18 protein-coding genes are annotated in these 19,078 nt (G+C 70.9%); 8 read left to right on the top strand and 10 right to left on the bottom strand.

Features of this window, described 5'->3' with window-relative positions; all coding sequences use genetic code 11:
- Nucleotides 1–30: 30 nt before the first annotated feature.
- Entirely contained in the window at nucleotides 31–1,881 is a 1,851-nt protein-coding gene (locus ACFU8W_RS36510) for an IS200/IS605 family accessory protein TnpB-related protein (protein WP_384046900.1), read from the top strand.
- 145 nt (nucleotides 1,882–2,026) lie between these two features.
- On the opposite strand, the gene ACFU8W_RS36505 is transcribed toward ACFU8W_RS36510, so the two are convergent.
- The 4 genes from ACFU8W_RS36505 to ACFU8W_RS36490 all read right to left on the bottom strand — a co-directional run bounded on the left by ACFU8W_RS36505 (nucleotide 2,027) and on the right by ACFU8W_RS36490 (nucleotide 6,301).
- Nucleotides 2,027–3,454, bottom strand: a complete 1,428-nt coding sequence (locus ACFU8W_RS36505; RefSeq protein WP_384046895.1) for an Nramp family divalent metal transporter — start codon at nucleotides 3,452–3,454, stop codon at nucleotides 2,027–2,029.
- 87 nt (nucleotides 3,455–3,541) lie between these two features.
- Nucleotides 3,542–4,495: a phosphoglycerate dehydrogenase gene (locus ACFU8W_RS36500; RefSeq protein ID WP_384046892.1), complete on the bottom strand. Its 954-nt coding sequence runs from the start codon at nucleotides 4,493–4,495 to the stop codon at nucleotides 3,542–3,544.
- Nucleotides 4,495–5,280 (bottom strand): HpcH/HpaI aldolase/citrate lyase family protein, encoded by a 786-nt coding sequence (locus ACFU8W_RS36495; protein ID WP_384046889.1) that lies wholly within the window; start codon nucleotides 5,278–5,280, stop codon nucleotides 4,495–4,497. Before ACFU8W_RS36495 ends, ACFU8W_RS36500 begins: the two co-directional genes overlap by 1 nt.
- 31 nt (nucleotides 5,281–5,311) lie before the next feature.
- Nucleotides 5,312–6,301 carry an aldo/keto reductase gene (locus ACFU8W_RS36490; RefSeq protein WP_384046886.1) on the bottom strand — a complete coding sequence of 330 codons (990 nt, stop codon included), beginning with the start codon at nucleotides 6,299–6,301 and terminating at the stop codon, nucleotides 5,312–5,314.
- 346 nt (nucleotides 6,302–6,647) lie between these two features.
- Here ACFU8W_RS36490 and ACFU8W_RS36485 point away from each other — a divergent pair, with 346 nt between their 5' ends.
- Genes ACFU8W_RS36485 through ACFU8W_RS36475 form a run of 3 tightly spaced genes read left to right on the top strand, consistent with a single transcriptional unit; the run spans nucleotide 6,648 to nucleotide 9,783 of the window.
- Complete coding sequence (locus tag ACFU8W_RS36485) at nucleotides 6,648–7,892, top strand: four-carbon acid sugar kinase family protein (RefSeq protein WP_384046884.1); 1,245 nt, start codon at nucleotides 6,648–6,650, stop codon at nucleotides 7,890–7,892.
- A gap of 36 nt (nucleotides 7,893–7,928) precedes the next feature.
- Nucleotides 7,929–8,942 (top strand): 4-hydroxythreonine-4-phosphate dehydrogenase PdxA, encoded by a 1,014-nt coding sequence (gene pdxA, locus ACFU8W_RS36480; protein ID WP_384046881.1) that lies wholly within the window; start codon nucleotides 7,929–7,931, stop codon nucleotides 8,940–8,942.
- 43 nt (nucleotides 8,943–8,985) lie between these two features.
- Nucleotides 8,986–9,783: a DeoR/GlpR family DNA-binding transcription regulator gene (locus ACFU8W_RS36475; protein ID WP_384046877.1), complete on the top strand. Its 798-nt coding sequence runs from the start codon at nucleotides 8,986–8,988 to the stop codon at nucleotides 9,781–9,783.
- A 343-nt stretch (nucleotides 9,784–10,126) separates the two neighbouring features.
- On the opposite strand, the gene ACFU8W_RS36470 is transcribed toward ACFU8W_RS36475, so the two are convergent.
- The gene (locus tag ACFU8W_RS36470; protein ID WP_384046874.1) at nucleotides 10,127–11,155 is read right to left on the bottom strand and encodes an SDR family NAD(P)-dependent oxidoreductase; all 1,029 of its coding nucleotides are present in this window, start codon (nucleotides 11,153–11,155) and stop codon (nucleotides 10,127–10,129) included.
- A gap of 80 nt (nucleotides 11,156–11,235) precedes the next feature.
- Between ACFU8W_RS36470 and ACFU8W_RS36465 the strand changes: the two genes are divergently transcribed.
- Nucleotides 11,236–12,150, top strand: coding sequence for an AraC family transcriptional regulator (locus tag ACFU8W_RS36465; protein ID WP_384046871.1), 915 nt, complete (start codon nucleotides 11,236–11,238; stop codon nucleotides 12,148–12,150).
- Between the two features lie 172 nt (nucleotides 12,151–12,322).
- Here ACFU8W_RS36465 and ACFU8W_RS36460 read toward each other — a convergent pair whose 3' ends face one another.
- Complete coding sequence (locus ACFU8W_RS36460) at nucleotides 12,323–12,772, bottom strand: hypothetical protein (RefSeq protein ID WP_384046868.1); 450 nt, start codon at nucleotides 12,770–12,772, stop codon at nucleotides 12,323–12,325.
- Between the two features lie 147 nt (nucleotides 12,773–12,919).
- Here ACFU8W_RS36460 and ACFU8W_RS36455 point away from each other — a divergent pair, with 147 nt between their 5' ends.
- The 3 genes from ACFU8W_RS36455 to ACFU8W_RS36445 all read left to right on the top strand — a co-directional run bounded on the left by ACFU8W_RS36455 (nucleotide 12,920) and on the right by ACFU8W_RS36445 (nucleotide 14,813).
- Nucleotides 12,920–13,492, top strand: a complete 573-nt coding sequence (locus ACFU8W_RS36455; protein ID WP_384046865.1) for a TetR family transcriptional regulator C-terminal domain-containing protein — start codon at nucleotides 12,920–12,922, stop codon at nucleotides 13,490–13,492.
- Nucleotides 13,493–13,590: 98 nt separating this feature from the next.
- The gene (locus tag ACFU8W_RS36450; RefSeq protein WP_384046862.1) at nucleotides 13,591–14,625 is read left to right on the top strand and encodes an alcohol dehydrogenase catalytic domain-containing protein; all 1,035 of its coding nucleotides are present in this window, start codon (nucleotides 13,591–13,593) and stop codon (nucleotides 14,623–14,625) included.
- Nucleotides 14,622–14,813: a hypothetical protein gene (locus tag ACFU8W_RS36445; RefSeq protein WP_384046859.1), complete on the top strand. Its 192-nt coding sequence runs from the start codon at nucleotides 14,622–14,624 to the stop codon at nucleotides 14,811–14,813. The genes ACFU8W_RS36450 and ACFU8W_RS36445 overlap by 4 nt, the downstream gene beginning before the upstream one ends.
- A gap of 460 nt (nucleotides 14,814–15,273) precedes the next feature.
- On the opposite strand, the gene ACFU8W_RS36440 is transcribed toward ACFU8W_RS36445, so the two are convergent.
- The 4 genes from ACFU8W_RS36440 to ACFU8W_RS36425 all read right to left on the bottom strand — a co-directional run bounded on the left by ACFU8W_RS36440 (nucleotide 15,274) and on the right by ACFU8W_RS36425 (nucleotide 19,072).
- Nucleotides 15,274–16,491: a hypothetical protein gene (locus ACFU8W_RS36440; protein WP_384046856.1), complete on the bottom strand. Its 1,218-nt coding sequence runs from the start codon at nucleotides 16,489–16,491 to the stop codon at nucleotides 15,274–15,276.
- A gap of 72 nt (nucleotides 16,492–16,563) precedes the next feature.
- A complete protein-coding gene (locus ACFU8W_RS36435) occupies nucleotides 16,564–17,052 on the bottom strand; it encodes an alcohol dehydrogenase catalytic domain-containing protein (RefSeq protein WP_384046852.1) in 489 nt (162 codons plus the stop codon).
- Between the two features lie 339 nt (nucleotides 17,053–17,391).
- The gene (locus ACFU8W_RS36430; protein WP_384046849.1) at nucleotides 17,392–17,847 is read right to left on the bottom strand and encodes a DUF5946 family protein; all 456 of its coding nucleotides are present in this window, start codon (nucleotides 17,845–17,847) and stop codon (nucleotides 17,392–17,394) included.
- 163 nt (nucleotides 17,848–18,010) lie between these two features.
- Entirely contained in the window at nucleotides 18,011–19,072 is a 1,062-nt protein-coding gene (locus tag ACFU8W_RS36425; protein ID WP_384046846.1) for a flavin monoamine oxidase family protein, read from the bottom strand.
- Nucleotides 19,073–19,078 lie beyond the last annotated feature (6 nt).

Raw genomic sequence — 19,078 nt, 5'->3', positions numbered from 1 at the left:
CGTTGGGCTGGATGGCAGGTGCCCGGCCTGGTGGGATGGGGTGATGTGGTGGGTGGTGTGCGGGAGTTGGCCGTGCCCTTCGTGGTGCCCGGGCCTTGCGGCGTGGCGGTCCGGGACCGGCTCAAGCACCTCACGGCCCGGGACGAGGAGGTGCTGCGTGCGGTCGGTGAGCATCAGGGTGCGCTCGCTTCCCGTGATCTCAAGGCCCGCTGTGCGGACGGTCTGGAGCACAGTGCGGACACGTGGGCGTCACGTAAGCGGGACCTGACGAAGGAGTCGTCGTCCAGGATCGCCGGGGCCATCACCAAGGCCACGCACGATCAGTGGGCGCTGGCCCGGCGTTGCCAGGCGGCGCATATCCAGACGCTGGCAGCCGGGATCAGGACGCTGCGGCAGCGTCTGTCCCTCCCGATCGGGGAGAAGGGCACCAAGCGGGCGGCGGGTGGCTACCGCTCCAAGGGCGAGTGGTTCCGCAAGTCCCGCCGTCTCGCGATGCTGGAAGATCGGCATGCCGCTGCTGTTGCCGAGTGGCAGGCCGGGCGGGTGCGGGTGGTGCGGGGCGGCAGACGTCTCCTGAACACCCGCCACCACCTCGCCCAGGCCGGGCTCACCGAAGGCCAGTGGCGGCAACGGTGGGAGGCGGGGCGCTGGTTTCTTGCGGCGGATGGTGAGTCGGGGAAGCGGTTCGGGAACGAGACGATCCGCGTCACCCCGGACGGCGAAGTGTCCATCAGGCTGCCTGCCCCGCTCGCGCACCTGGCCAACGCCGGGCACGGCCGGTACGTCCTCGCCTCCCGGATCGGCTTCGCGCACCGGGGTGCGGAGTGGGCCGACCGCATCACCGCCAACCGGGCCGTGGCCTACCGCATCCACCTCGACACCCGGCGCGGCCGCTGGTACCTCACCGCGTCCTGGCAGCGCCCCGTCGTGCAGACCATCCCGCTGGCCACCGCCCGGGCCCGGGGCATGATCGGTGTCGATACCAATGCCGACCACTTCGCCGCCTACCACCTGGACCGGCACGGCAACCCCATGGGCGGGCCCCGGCGGTTCTTCTACGACCTGTCCGGGACCGCCGGTCACCGCGATGCACAGATCCGCCACGCGCTGACCCGCCTGATCCACTGGGCGGTGCGTGTCGGTGTCGCCGCGATCGGCATCGAAGATCTCGACTTCACCACGGAGAAGACCCGGGAGAAGCACGGCCGTCGCAAACGGTTCCGGCAGCTCATCTCCGGCATCCCGACCGGCAGGCTCAAGGCCCGGCTCGTCTCCATGGCCGCCGAACACGGCCTTGCGATCGTCGCGGTCGACCCCGCCTACACCTCCCAGTGGGGTGCCCAGCACTGGCAGAAGCCGCTGGCCACCCCGCATCGAAAGATGTCCCGTCACGATGCCGCCGGTATCGCGATCGGACGACGCGCCCTCGGGCACCCGGTCCGGCGTCGGACGGCACCGCCCCCGCACGACCGGAGCGATCGTGCGGGGCATCGGACCGCCCAGGCCGGACCAGGTGACCGGGGGCGTGAGGGAACCCGCCCACCCGCAACGGACCGGCCCCCCGGAGGGCCGTCACCGAACGGGACGCGAACGCGGGAACCCCAGCGCATCCCACACCGTTCGGGATGCGCCCGGTACGCAGCAGTGGGTCCAGGACTCACTCATGCACACTGGTTAGGAACGGTGCAGCGTCTGCTCCAGTTGACCGAAGTTCGACACGATCGACTACCGCGAGCGCCACACGGTCGTGTGCGGGATCAACCGGCTCAAGAGGCTTCGGCCGTGGCCACAGGATTCGACAAGTTGGCTAACATCCTTGCGCAGGCGGACGTTCACGTCCTCGGCACCGTCGTCTCGCAACGGCTGGCGAGCGGCTGCTGAGGCGGTGCGGACGCGTAGGTGATCGACGAAGTGAGGGCGAGGCCCGCCCCGCCGTGCGCCCCGTCGGAGCCGGGCCCGTCGGTCGAGGCCGGGTCGGGTCGGGCGGTGTGCGGTGTCGGGGCACGAGCGCATCTCGCCGCCGGATTCAGCTGCCGGGTGTGAGCTCGAGCGTGTCGAGCACCCCGTACACCCCGAGGAACAGGATCGCCGCGCTGCTCAGGACGAGGGCGGCGGTCAGCCAGGGGTTGGCGCGGAAGCGGGGCGGGACGCCGGTGTAGCGCAGGCGCCAGACCGCGACCACGACCGCAAGCAGGAAGATGCCACCGCCGATGCCGCCGATCTGCACCATCAGGACCGGGGACTGGACCCACAGGAAGATGCACATCCACACCGGGGGCAGGCAGCAGGTGAGGATGCGGATGGTGCGAGTGCGTGAGCGCATGTCGTGCCAGTTGACCACTCCGAGCAGACCGAGGGTGTTGGTCCACAAGCGGGGGACGCTGGCCGACGAGGCGACGGTGACCGAGAAGAGGACTGCGATCGCGCCGGCCAGGAACAGATACTCGGCCCATGGGCCGAGGGTGTCGGTGTAGATGTGCGACAGCGTGGTGATCATGTCGTTGCCCTCGGGCACCAGGCCCTGCGGGTGGAGCACCGAGGCGCCGATCACGTAGAAGGACAGGGTGCAGACGGTGCACACGACCCAGGAGACGCCCACGTCGAGCCGCATGACCTTGAGCCAGCCCTCGGCCCGCCTGGCGCGCTGCTCGCTGCCGTCGTCGGGGCCGGTCCAGCGGGCGTAGCCCTTTTCCATGCACCAGTACGTGTACGTCGTCATCTCGTCGGCGCCGACGCCGGTGATGCCGAACATGGCGAGTGCGATGCCGACCGTGCCCGCGGGGATCTGGAAGCTCAGTCCGCCGACGAGCTGCTCGGTGCCGTACCCGAAGGCGGTGAACGGCAGGGCGAGTGCCAGGCCGAAGGTGATGACCGTCTTGAGTGTGATGCCGACGACCTCGACCCGCTCGACGATGCGGTACTTGCCCGTCTGCAGGATGAGGATGGCGGCGCCAGTGACGATGAGGGCCCAGATGGTCAGGGACGACGTGCTCAGCGCCGCCCCGTGGATCGGCAGCAGGATCGAGCAGGCCGCCGCGGTGCCGCCGATGATGCCGCCGCGCTGGAACATTTTGGCGAAGTCCATACCGATCCAGAGCCAGTTGATCCAGCTCAGCCGGCCGATCCGGGGGCCGACGTCACGGAAGCCGTCGAGCGCGGGGCGGCCGTTGAGGATGGTCCAGCGGGCCAGCTCCATCTGCACCCACACCTTGACCGCGGTCGAGATGATCACCAGCCACAGCAGCGCGAACCCGGCCTTCGCGCCGAGCGAGGTGGTGGTGATCAGTTCACCGGAGCCGACGACGGCAGCGGACAGCACGAGCCCGGGGCCGAGCTGGCGCAGTCGGCCGCGGAAGGTCTCGGGGGCCGGGCGGGCGTCTTCGGCGCGCAGCGCGTACGGGTCGGTCTGCGCGGGTGGCGGCGCCGCTGTGGCGCCGTCGGTCGTGGTGGCCATATCAGGTCCTTAGGGGATCTTCCGGCGTCGTCGCCGGTATCCGGAATGGGGACAGGGTCGTGCCGTGGTGCCGTGTGCTGTGGTGTCTCAACGCGCCTGGTGGCAGGGCTTCTTGCCGGCCAGTACGCGGACGACGTCTTCGGCCACCATCGCGCCCATGGCCTGGTTGGCCTCGGGTGTGCAGGCGGCCATGTGGGAGGTGAGTAGCGTGCGCGGGGCCTCGCGCAGCGGGTGCTCGGCAGGCAGCGGCTCGGCGCTGAACGCGTCGAGGGCCGCGGCCCCGAGGTGACCGGAGCCGAGCAGGTCGGCGAGCGCGCGTTCGTCGACGAGGCCGCCACGCGCGGCGTTGACCAGGATCGCGCCAGGCTTCATCGCCGCCAGGCGGGCGCGATCGAGCAGCGGGGTGCCGGAAGGGTCGGGCGGGGTGTGCAGGCTGACGGCATCGGCGCGCGCCAACAGGGCGTCGAGTGCGACCGGTTCGGCGCCGAGCGCGCGGATGTCACCCTCGCAGACGTACGGGTCGTGGGCGAGCAGCTCCATCCCGAAGGCGCGGGCGTAACCGGCCAGCAGGCGGCCGATGCGGCCGAAGCCGACGATGCCCAGCGTCCTGCCGTGCAGTTCGGGGCCGAACAGCTTCGGCCAGCCGCCCGCCGCCACCGCGGTGTGCGAGGCGGCGAGGGAGCGGGTCGCGGACAGCAGCAGGCCGAAGGTGTACTCCGCGACCGCGCGCGAGTTGCTGCCCGGCGCGCACACAACCGGTATCGCACGCGCGTGGGCGGCGGCCACGTCGATGGTGTCGACGCCGACGCCGTGCTTGGCGATCACCTTGAGGCGGGGTGAGGCGTCCATCACCTCGGCGGTGATGGGGTCCATGCCGACGATCAACGCGTCCGTTTCGGCCACGTACTCGAAGAGTTCGGCGGTGGGCAGTGGCACGTCCTCGCAGGGGCGCAGGGGACCCGCTCCGCCCTCCTCCAGGATCTGCCAGGGGCGCGCCGAATGCCGGGCAAAGGTGGGCGTCGTGATGAGCGTGGTCGGCATCAGCGCGCCCCGCCGCGTGCCGCCTCCAGGTGGGACGTCGCGATCTGCTGCAGGTGCACGACGTCGGCCGCGACCGTCGCGAACGTGAAGCCCTCGGCGAGGCGACGGGCGGCGCTCGCCCCGTCGGCGTTGTGGATGCCGGCCGCGATGCCCGCCGCCTCGGCCGCCTTGCGGATGCGGGTGAGGGCCTGCTCGAACTCGTCCTGCACGGAGGGGTCGGTGGAGGTTGCGCCGCCGATGGCGAGGCGCAGGTCGGACGGGCCGACGTAGACGCCGTCCAGGCCGCGGGTCGCGCAGATCTCCTCGACGTTGGCCAGGCCATCAGCCGTCTCGATCATCGCGAGGACGGCGGTCTGTTCGTGCGTGTCGGCCGGGTTCGGGCCGATGCGGAGCTGCGCGCGCATCGGGCCGTACGAGCGGCGGCCCAGCGGCGGGTAGCGTACGGCGGCGACGGCGTCGGCGGCGTCCTGGGCGTTGTCGATCAGCGGGACGATCACGGCGCTCGCGCCCGCGTCGAGCGCCTTGCCGATGTAGGTGAGGTCGTTGGCCTCTACGCGCACCATGCCGACGGCGGTGCTGCCCTTGGTGTCGGTGGCGAGGAGGTTGTTCAGCATGCCCTGGTAGCCGAAGAGGCCGTGCTGGGCGTCGAAGGCCAGATAGTCGTAGCCGATGCGGGCGAGGCGCTCGGCGGCGATCGGTGAGTCGAGCAGCGACCAGTAGCCGATGAGCTGCTCACGATTGCGCAGTGCGGCGGTGAACTGGGCAGATGTGCGGCCTGTGGCCATGTTTGTCTCCGTTGCGAGGTGGGTGGCGAGGTCAGCGGTTGTAGGCGGGCATCGGGCCGCGCAGGCGGGCGCCGACCTCGTCGCAGGCGGCCAGGACGTCCGCGGGCAGCGGGCCCGCGGACGCGGCGGTGATGTTGGCCTTCAAGTGCTCGGCCTTGGAGCCGCCGAGCAGCAGCGCGTCGGTGGAAGGCCGCGACAGCAGCCAGCGCAGGGCCACGTCGGTCAGTGGCAGGCCCGCGTCGGAGGCGATGCGGGTGAGGTCGGTGACGGCTCGGAACAAATCCTCGTTCCAGTAGCGCTCGCGGTACATCGCGGCCAGCTTGGAATCGCCGAAGCGCCCGTTGTCCGGGTCTTGTTCGAAACTGTGGCGGCCGGTGAGCAGGCCGCCGCCGAGTGGGTTGTAGACCATCGTGCGCAGTCCGGTGGTGGCGGCGTACGCGGCGTAGTCCACGTACTCCTCCTCGATGCGGCGCGCGAGGAGATTGTGGAGCTGCTGGGCGACGACGGGGCGGGGGGCGCCGACCTCGTCGGCCACGCGGTTGAGCTCGGCGATCTGCCAGGCGGCGAAGTTGGAGACGCCGAGGGCGAGGACCTTGCCCGCCTGCACGAACTCGGCCACGGTCGCGAGGGTTTCGGTGAGTGGTGTCCTGCGGTCCGGCTGGTGCAGGTAGAAGAGGTCGACGTGATCGGTGCCCAGGCGCTTGAGGCTCCCCTCGAGCGCGGCGCGCAGGCCCTTGGCGGAGAGCGGCGCGTGCTCGCCCTGGTCGGGGTGCGGGATGCCGGCCTTGGTGGCGAGAACCACCTGGTCGCGGCGGCCGGGCAGCAGCTCGGCGAGGATGCGCTCGCTCTCGCCGCCCGCGTAGCCGTTGGCGGTGTCCACGCCGGTGATGCCCGCATCGAGCGCGGCGTCCACCATCGTGGCGGCCGTCGCGCGGTCGGCGGTGTCGCCGAAGGTCATCGTGCCGAGGACGAGACGGGACAACGGGACGGGGACGTGAGGGAGTTCAAGGCCGACGGTCACGGCGGGTTCCTTCCGGGACGGGTGGTGCGGTCTCATGCTCGTGCGCGAGCTCCTGCGTGATGTGCGCATCGCGAATGGTGCCGTGCGGCTACGGCCTCGAGCGGTCGCTGCGGTGGTTCCCGACAATGCGCTGTGCTGCGGCCAAGTGCGGTGCGATGTGCCGTGTCAGCCGGTACGCGTCACGTCCACGAGGGCGGCGCGGTCCGCGGGTGACGGCCGTCGACGCCATGGGAACGCTCGCACGACTGCGTAAATCGCGCAAGAGATCTCGCGCACTTCACGCAACTTGTGCCATGATCCTCACCGAACCGCCCACCGTCGGGCACGCCCAAGGAGGTTCGATCCCGTGGCTTCCCTGCCCCCGCCCCCACTTCCGTGCGTCTCGCCGCCCGTACTGCCGTACGTCGTCGCGCTCGCGGACGACCTGTCCGGCGCGGCCGAGACCGCGTGCGCGCTCGGCGGTCCCGTCCGCCTGTCGCTCAACGCCGCTGACGTGGCCGAGACCGCTGCCGCGCACGACCTCGTCGTGGACCTGGACACCCGTCATCTGCCGCCCGCCGAAGCGGCATACGTCGTGCGGACGGCGCTGCGCGCGGCGCAGGCCGGTCCGCCTCGCCTGCTGTACAAGAAGGTCGACTCACAGCTGCGCGGCAACCTCGCCGCGGAGACTGCCGCCTACGCCGAGGGGGCCAAGGCCGTCGTCATCGCGCCCGCGCTGCCCGCGGCCCGGCGCACCGTGACCGGCGGCGTAGTGCACGTGAACGGCGTTCCGCTGCACCGCACGGACGGCTGGCGAGCAGAACGTGCGTCCGCGCCCCGCTCACTGCCCGAGGCGCTGTCCGGTCTGCCTGTCCGTACGGTCCCCCTCGACGTCGTACGGTCCGAACCCGCCGCACTCGACATGGAGTTCCGGCGGATCGCCGCGTCCGGTGCGCACCCCGCTCCGGACGCCGAGACCGACGCCGACCTGGACGCGGTGGCCGCGGCGGCGCTGCGGCTCGGCCGTGGATTCCGGCTCCTGGGCAGCGGTGGTCTGGCGGTCGCGCTCGGGCGCGCGCTGCTGCGTCCCGCTGCCGCCACACCCCCGCCCCCGCCCGCCCGGGGCTGCACCCCGTTGCTCTTCGTCGTGGGGACCGCCGAGCCCGGCGCGGTTGCGCAGATCGCGCGCCTCACCGCGCTCGGCGCGCACCATGTGCCCCTGGATCCGACCGACTTGGCGGCGGGCACGGTCCACCTGCCACGTACCGCCGCCGCTCCTGCCCTGACCGTGTTGTCCATCGACGGTTCGGCGGGCCCGCGCCCCGGCGCGGGGCGGGCCCTCAGCACCGCCCTGGGTGCGCTCGCCGCCGCGTACCCGGGCCACCCCGACCTCGTCCTGACCGGCGGCGAGACCGCCCGCGCCACCCTGGGCGCCCTGGGCATAAGGGGGTTGGAGCCGCTCGGTGAGATCCACCACGGCGCCGTCCGCTCCCGCACCCCCGACGGTCGCCACGTGGTCACCCGCCCCGGCAGCCACGGCGCCGAGGACTCGCTGCTGCGCATTGCTGTCGCGCTGCGGCCTCGCCTGGGTGCCTCCACGGCAGCCGCCTGAACCTGTCACCGTCCGCCCCGCCTAGGAGTTGTTCTCATGCGCACCCCCCTCCCCCTCATCGCCGTCACCATGGGCGACGGTGCCGGCGTCGGCCCCGAGGTCGTCGTCGCGGCCCTGCTCGACGACGCCGTCCTGTCCCGCTGCCACCCCGTCGTCATCGGCGACGCGCAGCGGCTGCGCGTCGCCGCCCGGATCCTCGGTCTGGACTGCGAGATCGCTGCCGTCGACCACCCGCGCGACGCCGAGTTCGCACCCGGCCGCGTCAACGTGGTCGACCTCGGCCTGCTCCCCGCCGGCCTTCCCTGGGGCAAGCTGTCGCCGGTCGCGGGCAACGCCGCGTACGCGTACATCGAGCGTGCCGCCGAACTCGCCGTGGCAGGCGAGGTGCACGCCATCTGCACCGCACCTCTCAATAAGGAGGCCCTGCACGCCGCAGGCCACATCTACCCCGGCCACACCGAACTCCTCGCCCACCTGACCGGGACCGAGGAGGTCTCGATGATGCTCTCCACCGAGAAGGTGAAGGTTATCCACGTCACCACTCACATCGGCCTGATCGACGCCGTCAACCGCATCGAGCCGGGCCTCGTCGAGCGCACAGTGCGCCGTGGCCACGAGGCGATCGTCCGCGCCGGCACCCCGAACCCCGTCATCGGTGTCTGCGGCATCAATCCGCACGCGGGCGAGAACGGCCTGTTCGGCTACGGCGAGGAGGACGAGAAGATCGTCCCGGCCCTGGAGAAGCTGCGCGCCGAGGGCGTCGACGCCCGGGGTCCGCTCCCCGCCGACACCGCCTTCTTCCTCGCTTCACGCGGCGACTACGACCTGATCGTGGCGATGTACCACGACCAGGGCCACGGCCCGGTCAAGGTCCTGGGCATCGAGGCGGGGGTCAACCTCACCGTGGGACTGCCCGTCATCCGCACCTCCGTCGACCACGGCACCGCATTCGACATCGCCGGAACGGGCACGGCGGAGGCCGGTAGCATGGTCGAGGCGCTGCGCCAGGCGGCCGAGATGGCTACGGCACCGGCCGCCCCGGTGGCCTGAACCGCTTTCCCCTGCACCGCCGTTACCGTAGAGGACTCCGTAGATGCCGCCGACCACCTCCCAGGCACGACGCGACCGCATCGTCCACCTCGCCACCACCACCGGCCTCGCCAGCGTCGAGGAACTCTCGCAGCTCTTCGACGTCACCCCCTCAACCATCCGCCGCGACCTCGCTCGTCTCACCACGGAGGGCCGCCTCGCACGCACCTACGGCGGCGCAATGGCGCTGTCCGCGCACCCCGAGGCGTCGCTGCGGCAGCGAACGGGCGAGGCGTACGAGGAGAAGCGGGCCATCGCGCAGTGGGCGGCGCGGCAGGTCGAGCCGGGCGAGACGCTACTCCTCGACGCCGGTACGACGGTGGGAGCACTGGCCCACGAACTCTGCGGTGCAAAGGAGTTGACGATCGCGACGACGGGCCTGACCGCCCTGCACGCCCTGGCGGACGCAGAGGGCGTGCACGTCGAGTGCCTCGGTGGCACGCTCCGCCCGCTCAGCCAGGGCTTCGTCGGCCCGCTCACGGAGGCCGCGCTCGAGCACATGTCCTTCGACCGGGTCTTCCTCGGCGCCGACGGCGTCACCGTCGACCGCGGCATCTGCGAGGCGGACCTGCGCCAGACCCGCCTCAAGGAGCTGATGTCACGCCGCGCCGACCGGGTCTACGTGCTGGCCCACGGCGCCAAGTTGGGGCGTGCGCCGTTCCACGCGTGGGCGACGCTCAGGAAGGAGTGGACCCTGGTCACGGACACATCGGCGCCCGACGCTCAGATCCGCGCCTTCGAGGCCCGTGGAGTGCGTGTCGAGATCGCCCCGTACGCGGCGAACCCTGAGGCGGGCGCCTGACCTCGGAGTCCGCCCGCGCTTCGCCTTTCTCGCGCGGCCTTGCCGGTGCTGTGACCGGCAAGGTTTGCCCGAGGAGCGTCGTCCAGTGCGTGCGATCACAAGGCGACCGGAAGCCCTTGTAGCGAAGCTGCCCCCAGGGCAAGCCGAACCAGCGGTACCCGGCCCCGATGTGCACGGACAGCGGCTCGCGCTCAGGAACCGAGACCGCGCTGCCCACCGAAACGAGTGATCCCCAGTCGCCGGGCACCGTCACAAGATCGACACCACCCGGCCCTGGCAGCTCGCCGTGGACGCGGCGTTGGTCCCACAGCCGACCGGAAAGCCGCCGTGTCCGAAAGGCCGGTCAAGCGGTACGGTTCGCGGCGGTGGCGTACTCCCATAGCCGATCGGCCGCCTCGGGGTCGAGGGCGTGGGCGGCCACGCCTCCGGGGCGATCCTCGTCGCCCTGGACGACCCGCGCCTCCTGGTTGTCCTCGAAGTAGCGGCCGGTGATGCCGTCAAGCAGGGGTGAGGCGGCCAGCAGGACAGAGGTGGCGGCTCCCTGGGCCGGGGTCTTGTAGAACGGCGGCGGCGTCAAGTTCCCCTCGCCGTCCATCACCCCGAACGCGCGCATGGTGTCGTCGTCGAGGTGCCGCTGCAGGCGGGTCAGGATGTAACCGGGGTTCAGCGCGTTGACGGTGATTCCGTCGGCAGCCCAGCGCCGGGCTCCGACCGTGAACAGGACGCCGGCCGACTTGGACTGCCCGTAGGCCGTCCAGGCGTCGTACGGACGGCGCTCGAAGTGAGGATCCTCGAAGTCGAAGGGCGCGCTCCGGTGGGCACCGGAGCTGACGACCACGACGCGCGCCGAGCCGGAGGCCCGCAGAGCGGCGTGCAGGCCGGTGGCGAGTGCGAAGTGGCCCAGATGGTTGGTGGCCAGCTGCATCTCCCAGCCGCCCGGGGTGAGCGTGCGCGTGGGGAGGGCCATGATCCCGGCGTTCGCGACGAGGATGTCGAGCGGCCCGGCCCACGCCCGTACGAAGGCGTCGACCGAGGCCGGATCGGACAGATCGAGGGCCGCCGCGCCGACCCGGCCCGCGCAACGGAGGGCGGCCATCTCCCGGACAAGTGGGTCCGCGGACTCCGGGCGGCGTGTGGCGATCGTGACCTCCACGCCGGTGGCGGCCAGGGCCCGGACGGTCTCGGCGCCGATCCCCGAGGCGCCGCCGGTGACCACGGCGCGCCGGCCGGCGAGGTCGACACCCTCGATCACCTCCTCCGCGCGGGCGCGGGAGGTGAAGGGCGTGGTCAGGATGGCGGAGTCGAGCTGCGTGGTGGAGCGCGCAGGCGAAGGCGAGAGCGAGGGCGTGTCAGTAGGAATGTTTGTCGGCATGCGGCCACGCTACGGCGACCGCATCGGACGAGCTATAGTTGATAGTCCCCAATTCTTTAGTGAACGTCCGAAGGGGTGGCGTGGATCCTCTCGAAGATGTGCTGGCCCTGCTGGAGACGCGCGGTCACCTGTCCGCGGGCCTGGTGGCGGGAGGACGGTGGGCCGTACGGTTCGAGGCCCCTCAGGGCGTCAAGTTCAACGCGGTACGGCGCGGCTCCTGCCTGCTGGAGGTCGACGGGGTCGACGCGCCGGTCGAACTGGCGGAGGGCGACTGCTACCTCCTCGCACATCGGCGCCCGTTCACCCTGCTCAGTGATCCGGAGGCCGTGCCCGTCCCTGCCGCGCCGCTGTTCGCCCGGACGGAGGACGGTGTTGCCCGGGCCGGAGAGGGCGACGACACGTTCCTGGTCGGGGGCCGCTTCTCCTTCGGGGCCCGCGCCCAGGAACTGCTGTTGGACCGACTGCCCCCGGTGATCCACATCCCGGCCGGCACCCGGCATGCGGAGACGATGCAGTGGGCGCTCTCCGCGATCGACCAGGAGCTGACCCACCGGCAGTTGGCCTCCACCCTGGTGGCGGAGCATCTCGCCGTCGTCATGCTCGTCCACGTCCTGCGTCTGCATCTCGCGCGCGAGCCGCACGCCGTGTCGGGTTGGCTGGCCGGCCTCGCCGATCCCCTGGTCGCCACAGCGCTGGCCGCCCTGCACCAGGACCCGGCGCGGGCGTGGACCGTGGCCGAACTGGCCCGCGCCTGCGCGGTGTCCCGGTCCACGCTGGCTGCTCGCTTCAAGGCCACGGTCGGCCAGGGGCCGCTGGAATACCTCACGCGATGGCGCATCGAGCTCGCGGCCCGGCAGCTGAGGGAAGGCGGCGCCACACTCGCCTCCATCGCCCACGCCGTCGGATACGGATCCGAGAGCGCCCTCAGCGTCGCCTTCAAACGCGTCCTGGGAAAGCCTCCCGGCGACTACCGCAAGCATCCACCGCTGCCGTGACGCCGCCGAGGCAGAAGCCACGACAGCCCAGGCGTATCGCGCGCGTCCCGAGGCCGTCGCGCGGCAGCGGCGCGTGAAGTCCTGACGTTCGGTGCGTGCCTCCAGGACGGGGCGACGGTGTACGACAGGGTGCGCGCAGAAGACAGCTGGTCAATGCGCTCCGCGCGCGGTGCTAAGGCATGGCCCTGCGACGATCGCGACCGCCTTCCTGGTAGAGGTAGGCGCCGACGCTCATGGCGACCGTGAGCACGATGCGCGCCCCGTCGGTGTCGAGCCCTGCTTCGGTCGCCACCAGCGCGTCGGCCATCTCGTCGTACGTCTGGGTGGCCGCAGCCTTGTAGCGGCGTGCCCGGTCGAGGCGTACCGCGCCTTCGAGGCTGAGCACGACGTGGGTGAGCAGATCGCAGAACAGCGGCAGCCGCTCCAGCGAGGCCGCGACCGCCTGGGCGACCTCGGTGGCGGTCCGCGGCGAGGCCTCGGCCAGGGCGTCGAGGAGACCGGCGCGCCACTCGCCCCAACCGAGCTCGGCCAGCTCGAGGAGCAGCTCTTCACGCGACTCGAAATAGCGGCGCAGCGCGGAGAGGTCCAGCCCGACGTGCGTGGTGACCGCGGTGAGCGTCACCTCGCACACACCGTGCGCCAGGCCGAGCTCGGTTGCGGCCGCGAGGAGCGCGAGCCGCCGCTCCCGCTTCGCTTCGGCGGACCGCGCTCGCCGTCGAATCTCTCCCTCTGTTACCTTTAAAGCGACCGGTCATTTTCAGGAGGGTCCATGCCACGGGTCAGCATGCGCGAAGAGATCATCGACGCGGCGGTCACGACGTTCCATGCGCGGGGCTTCCACGGCACCGGCGTGAAGGACATCACCGACGCGGCCGGCGTGCCGAAGGGCTCGCTCTACAACCACTTCGCGAGCAAGGAGGAGATCGCCGTCGAGGCGATCCAGCGCTACGGGGCTGCGCGACGTCTTTCCGAGCTGACGCGACCGGGTACACCGGCGCTGGACCGGCTGCGCGCTCACTTCGAGTCCCTGCGGGACGAAGTGGTCAGCTTCGGGATCCGCCGGGGATGCCTGCTCGGCAATTTCGGCGCCGAGGCAGCCGACCACCATGAGGCAATCCGGGCCACCCTCGCCGCAGGCCTCGGGCGGTGGCGGGCGGCCATCGCCGAGGTCATCGATCAGGCGCAGCAGGAGGGCACGGTACGCGCGGAGGCGGATGCCGACCTGCTCGCCGGATTCGTCCTGAACGCCTGGGAAGGCACGCTGATCAGCGCACGCGTCGATCGACACGACAAGGGTTTCGCCGAGTTCTTCACGGTCGTGTTCGGCGACCTGCTCCGCTGAATCGAGCGGGAAACCGACGCCGCGCCGGTGAGGGTCCGGCGGTCCGCCCAGTAAGATGACCGGTCATTTTGAAATCGAGAACGAAGATGGAGCAAGACATGAGCACCTATCGCGCCGTCGAGGCGACCACTGAGGGTGGGTTCACCCTCGTCGAGCGGGAGCTCAGGCACCCGGGTACGGGAGAGGTCCGGGTCGCCGTCGAGGCGTGCGGAGTCTGCCACAGCGACGTGGCCGGGATCGTGAACCTGACCGGCAAGCGGCCGGCGGGCGTGCCCGTCGTGCCCGGGCACGAGGTCGTAGGCCGTATCGATGCTGTCGGTGACGATGTGTCCGGTTGGCACGTCGGGCAGCGGGTCGGGCTCGGCTACCTCGGCGGGCACTGCGGAGTGTGCGAGATGTGCCGGCACGGAGACTTCGTCCACTGCACCGACCAGCCCGTGCTGGGCGACAGCCAGGACGGCGGCTACGCCGAGTACGTCACCGCGCGCACCTCGGGTCTCGTTGCCGTGCCCGAGGACGCACCCGCCGCCGAACTGGCCCCGCTGATGTGCGCGGGCCTCACCGTCCACCACGCCCTTCGGACATCGGCCGCGCGCGCCGGCGACCTGGTCGCCGTCCAGGGCATCGGCGGCCTCGGACACCTCGGCATCCAGTACGCCCGCGCGATGGGATTCCGGGTGGCCGCGATCGCCCGCGGACAGGGCAAGAAGGAGCTTGCCCTCGAACTCGGCGCACACCACTACATCGACTCCACCGAGGCCGACCCGGCGCATGCACTGCAGGCACTCGGGGGCGCCAAGGTCATCCTCGCCACCGCCAGCCACGGCGGCTCCATGTCACCGCTGGTCGCGGGGCTCGCTGTCCGTGGCCAACTCGTGGTCGTCGGCGTGGCGATGGATCCGGTCGAGGTCCTGACCCCGGCCCTCATCATGGGTGCACGCTCGATCGTCGGCTCGCTGACCGGCACTCCGAGCGACAACGAGGACAACGTCGCGTTCGCCCGCGCACACGACGTCCAGCCGATGATCGAGACCGTTCCGTTGGAGCGGGCCGGGGAGGCGTACGCGAAGATGATGGCCGGCGACGCGCGCTTCCGGATGGTCCTCGCGACCGGAACGGAGCCCGGCGTGTGACGGCCGGCGCAAGTCCGCCGCGCACGGCACTGCCGCTCAACTACTTCGGGATCCTGCTCGGACTCGTCGGGTTGGGCGGCGCGTGGAGCGCCGCCCAGCAGTACCTCCGAGCCTCGGATGTGCCCGCGGGGATCCTGTGCGCCCGCCCTGCTCCTGTGGGCCCGGCTCGTGCCGTGTCGCCGGGCTGACCAGGGTGTTCGCATGGCGTGGTCAGGCCGCACGTTGGTACTCATTGCTGAGGCCGCCGGGTAGTCGGGAGCGGCGGATGCGGCCGCAGAGCGGGATTACGGCGCTGTCCGGCCGGACTCTACGGCCTGGGGAGGTCGTTGGCGGAGCGATTGGCGGGGGGCGCGAGGCCGCAGGATCAACTCCCGCTCGTCCTGCAGTATCAGCGGCCGACCGGGCCTCTTGTGGGGATAGGTCCACCTGTCGGCGATCAGCTCGCGGTGCCAACGGAGCAGCGTCGCCGGGGTGACGAAGAAGCTGCCTCAGCGCTGCATGGGCAGCAGACGCGACAGTGCCGCCAGCAGCACCTGCTCGCCTGCGGGGGCCAGACGTGGGGCGCAACACAACATCCCTGCGTTGCACTGCAGCGGTTACCGACGGCCGACCGAACGGAAGGCTTGCACATCGAGCCCACGTTGTGGATCAGCCCGGCGACGAGAGGGTGCGGTCTGCGACGTCCGCGAGCAGGCCGTAGTACTTCGCGGGCCGCGTCTCGAAGTCCGCCCAGGCGGACAGTCCGGCCGGATCGTTGTCCGGCCCGCGCAGCAGGTCGACCGAGGCCTGCGCGAACTGCTCCCTTAAGCGTTCCTGTTCGGCTTCGTCCAGCATCAGGCACAGCTCTGCCACGGCGGACCGGGCGCGTCGGCGCTGTTGCGGCCCCGCACGCAGCATGTGCATGCGCTCTGAGGCGGGTGCGGCGTCGGTCAGCAGCGGGTCGAGCCGCGCGGCCAGTTCTCTGCCCGCTTGCGCCGCGTTCCGCGCCCGTGGCCCGGCTTCCATCAGCACCCACAGGGCGACGAGCAGCGTGGTGGTCAGTGGCTCGGGCCGGTGCGGATCGATCCGTGCCACCGCGGCCTCGTCCACTTCATCGGCGATGCGTCGGGCGGCGGCAACCGCCTCTTCGGCCGTGCGCCGTCCCACCCCGAAGTACCCCAGGCCCCGCGCCCCGGCGTCGAGGACGTCCCGCACGCTGTGGACACCTGCCTTCTCCAACTCCTCGGCCAGAAGGCGTCCTGCAGCCGCTTCCTGCAGCCTCGCGACGGGAGTCAGGCTCAGCTCCTTGTCCAGCACCTCCTGGTGCCACGCCGCCCATGCCTCGTGCACCGCTTCCACGGCCCGCCCGTGGTCCTGGGCTACCAGCGCGGCAGCCTGGCTCAGCCGTCTCGCCCGGCGGATGATCTCCGGGCTCACACCGCCGACCCGGGCCAGTGCGCGGATGTTCCCGCCGACGAGGCCGACAATCGTCAGGAGCAGCCCGACCATCACCAGCGTGTCGGAGAGCCCGATCCACTCATCGGCGGCCACACCGTCCTCCTCCAGTGAGTAGAGCTCTCCTTTCTCCGTGCCTTCGGCGACCACGAACCCGGTGTCCCAGCCGAGGCCGGAATCCATGTCGTAGACCGGCGCCTTCAGGAGCGGGTCCCGTTCGGCATCGCACACGTACGGCGCTTCGCGATCGCGGTGTCCAAAGGGGTCCGTCCACCGGACCCTGCACGACCCGTCGGGCTTTTCCTCGAGCACTGTCAGGTCGATCTGCCTCAACTCGGGGAAGCCCGGCGCGCTCATGTACAGGCCCAGCGAGCACCCGATCAGTACCAGGCCGAGCGTCAGCACCCACCGGAAGAAGGGCACGTGCCTCATCCAAGGTCCCTTCTTCCACCTCGAAGGCAGGAACTTCTACACCATCACCATGCGCCGTACCTGGCCGACTCATCAAGAGCAGCAACGGGCAGCTACACGGATCGTTAGCCTCGCCGTTTCGGTGGTTGTGACGGGACGCTGATCGTCGTCAACTTGTAGGGCGCTGTGACGTTTTCGTCGTGTGGGCATGCCGGGGTGCCGACACAGGGCCGGAGTCTCCAGGAGCTTTCGGTTCGCGGTCGGACAGGAGATGTGGCCATCAGAAGCCGGGCGGGGTAGCGCGGAGAGGCGTTGGAAGGCGGTGGCGAGTTCGTTCCCGCCAAGGCCAGGTTTCGGCGGTCCGCAAGCGAAGGCGGCGGTTGCCGCGGGTGAGGCGGGCAACCGCTCCCCGACCTCCCAGCCCGTCACCTGGTCGCCGACCTCGGCGATGACTCCGGCGACCTCGTGTCCGGGCGTCACCGGGAAGCCCGCAGAGCATTTGTCGCTGCGGCAGCGCCGATGTCGGCGCGCCCGCGTCCAGCTCGGCGGCCCGGTCGTGCTTGCGTGGGACAACGTACGCATCCACCTGACCGCCCCTGCGAGAGTTCATCACCGCGAACTCCGACTGGCTCACGGTCTTCCAGCTGCCCACCCGCGCGCCGGGCCTGCACCCGCAGGAGGGCATCTGGTCACTGGTCAAACGCGACATCGGCAACCTCGCCGCAGCCGGGCTGAGCCAGATCACCCGGTCCGTCAAGCACAGGCTCAAGCAGATCCAGTACCGCCCGGACCTGGTCGACAGCTGTCTCACCGGCACCGGCACCGGCCTGGTCATGGACGGCTGACCGACATCACACATTTCACATTCAGCCGCTCAGACATGCTGTGGACCCGCTCTTCGGTGGGCCCACGGTCTTCCGGTCACGTGCTGCGGCTCCATGCGTCGACCGTGGCGGCAGCCCAGGCGTTGACGCGTTCCGCGAACTCCTCCGCGGGGAACGTCCCGTCGACAGCGACATCTTCGATCGTGACAGAGAATCGGGACGGCGGCGCGTCCCGGCGCGGCAGCGCCGCGTCGCGGACGACTCGTGAAGGCATGCTCTTCACGCGATGGGAGTTGCCACGACGAGCCTGGCCGACAAGCTGGTTCACTACCTCGAGCCCGCCTTCGAGATATGCGTGCAGGAGCGCCCAAGCCATCGCACCGTCGTCGGCGGGAAGCCGACTGGGATGCTGGAACAAGAAGCAGGAGACTGAGACGCCGTGCAACGGCCCCCAGGGAGCCTGCCGTGCGTGGTCCAAAGCGAGCAAGGCATGGAACAGGTCGTCACAGGTTCGCAAGTCCATGGACCCACCGCACTCCGCGCAGGGTTTCACGCCTCCTCCTTGATCGTCGAAGTACAACGTAGTACGCCAACTGACGTTCGAGGATTGTTATGGCGAGGCGGTCTCCCGCCACTGCAATGGAGACCAGCGGTGACCGGCTCAACCCAGCAGGCCCAGCCACGAACGTCAGCTGGAACTCGGGCCGGGAGCGACATCACGCATTCAAGGGGACGGCGTGTGCTGCTCGCATTCCGGCGGTGAGGGCGCCTTCGATGTGTCCGGCATGGTCGACCGCCGTCTCGGTCGACGCCCAGTGCAGGCGGCCGTCCAGCGCGGGCCGTTGATAAAGGGTGTGGCCGAAGAGCGAGTAGTCGGCAAGGTGCTGCACGGTGGACGGGGACGTCCACCGCTCGGCGCTCCAGTTCTGCACGTGCAGGACTTCGGGGGTGGCCGCGGCCGGTCCGAAAAGCTGTGTGAGCTGTGCGGTGACGGCCTTGTCGAATCCCGCTCGGACGGCACGGGCGTGCGCGAATCCGAAGAGTGCGGCGGGCCGACCGTCGGGCCCCGACATGTCGTGTATCTCCTGCAGCGGGCCGGTCCTGCTGAGCGCCGCACCGGCCAGCCCCTCCTCCCGCCAGAAGGCGGAGGGGTACTGGGCGACGACCTTGGCGACGGCCCCCATCCATACCGGGGTGGCCCGGGCAAGACGCACGAGGTCACTGGACAGCGTGTCGCCGAAGTCGATGCGCTCCATTGCCAGGGCCGGCGGGACGGCCAGGATGACGTGCTCGGCGTGCAGGGTTCCGGCCGGGGCGAGCACGGCAAGGCCGCCCCGGCCGTCCGGGTGGATGGCACTGACGGGCGTGTTCAGCCGCAGTATGCCGGTGGGCAGTGCCGCGGCGAGAGCGGAGGTGATGCTCTGGGATCCGGCGGCGAAGCGGCGGGAGGGGGCGTCGATCAGGTTGCCGGTGAGGCGGCTTGTGCCGGTGGTCTCTTGCAGGAGGGTGTCGCCGGCGAGGTGCTGGTCGAAGGTCTCGATGCCGGTGCGTGCGGCCAGGGTCTGCACGCGCTGCTCGCCGTCCCAGAACCAGGTGGCTCCCAGGTCGAGGGCCCGCTCGGGGTGCGATGTGAGGGCGGACAGCAGGCGTCCGCCGGTGCGGTCGCGGGCCTCCAGGCAGACCGTGTCGCGGCCGGCGGTGTACAGAGCGGTGGCCGCGGCCAGTCCGGAGGCGCCGGCGCCGACCACGATCACGTCGTGGCTGTCCTGGTGGGACACGTGTGA

Origin of the sequence: Streptomyces sp. NPDC057565 (assembly GCF_042801455.1) — a bacterium.
GTDB lineage: Bacteria > Actinomycetota > Actinomycetes > Streptomycetales > Streptomycetaceae > Streptomyces > Streptomyces yanii.
This window is presented reverse-complemented; position numbering and strand designations above follow the sequence as displayed.

Bases quoted from the DNA above. Each gene is read 5' to 3' on its own strand.
- ACFU8W_RS36505 (WP_384046895.1), bottom strand. From the start codon at position 3,454: ATGGCCACCACGACCGACGGCGCCACAGCGGCGCCGCCACCCGCGCAG.
- ACFU8W_RS36500 (WP_384046892.1), bottom strand. From the start codon at position 4,495: ATGCCGACCACGCTCATCACGACGCCCACCTTTGCCCGGCATTCGGCG.
- ACFU8W_RS36495 (WP_384046889.1), bottom strand. From the start codon at position 5,280: ATGGCCACAGGCCGCACATCTGCCCAGTTCACCGCCGCACTGCGCAAT.
- pdxA (WP_384046881.1), top strand. From the start codon at position 7,929: ATGCGCACCCCCCTCCCCCTCATCGCCGTCACCATGGGCGACGGTGCC.
- ACFU8W_RS36475 (WP_384046877.1), top strand. From the start codon at position 8,986: ATGCCGCCGACCACCTCCCAGGCACGACGCGACCGCATCGTCCACCTC.
- ACFU8W_RS36470 (WP_384046874.1), bottom strand. From the start codon at position 11,155: ATGCCGACAAACATTCCTACTGACACGCCCTCGCTCTCGCCTTCGCCT.
- ACFU8W_RS36455 (WP_384046865.1), top strand. From the start codon at position 12,920: ATGCCACGGGTCAGCATGCGCGAAGAGATCATCGACGCGGCGGTCACG.
- ACFU8W_RS36450 (WP_384046862.1), top strand. From the start codon at position 13,591: ATGAGCACCTATCGCGCCGTCGAGGCGACCACTGAGGGTGGGTTCACC.
- ACFU8W_RS36440 (WP_384046856.1), bottom strand. From the start codon at position 16,491: ATGAGGCACGTGCCCTTCTTCCGGTGGGTGCTGACGCTCGGCCTGGTA.
- ACFU8W_RS36435 (WP_384046852.1), bottom strand. From the start codon at position 17,052: ATGCGTACGTTGTCCCACGCAAGCACGACCGGGCCGCCGAGCTGGACG.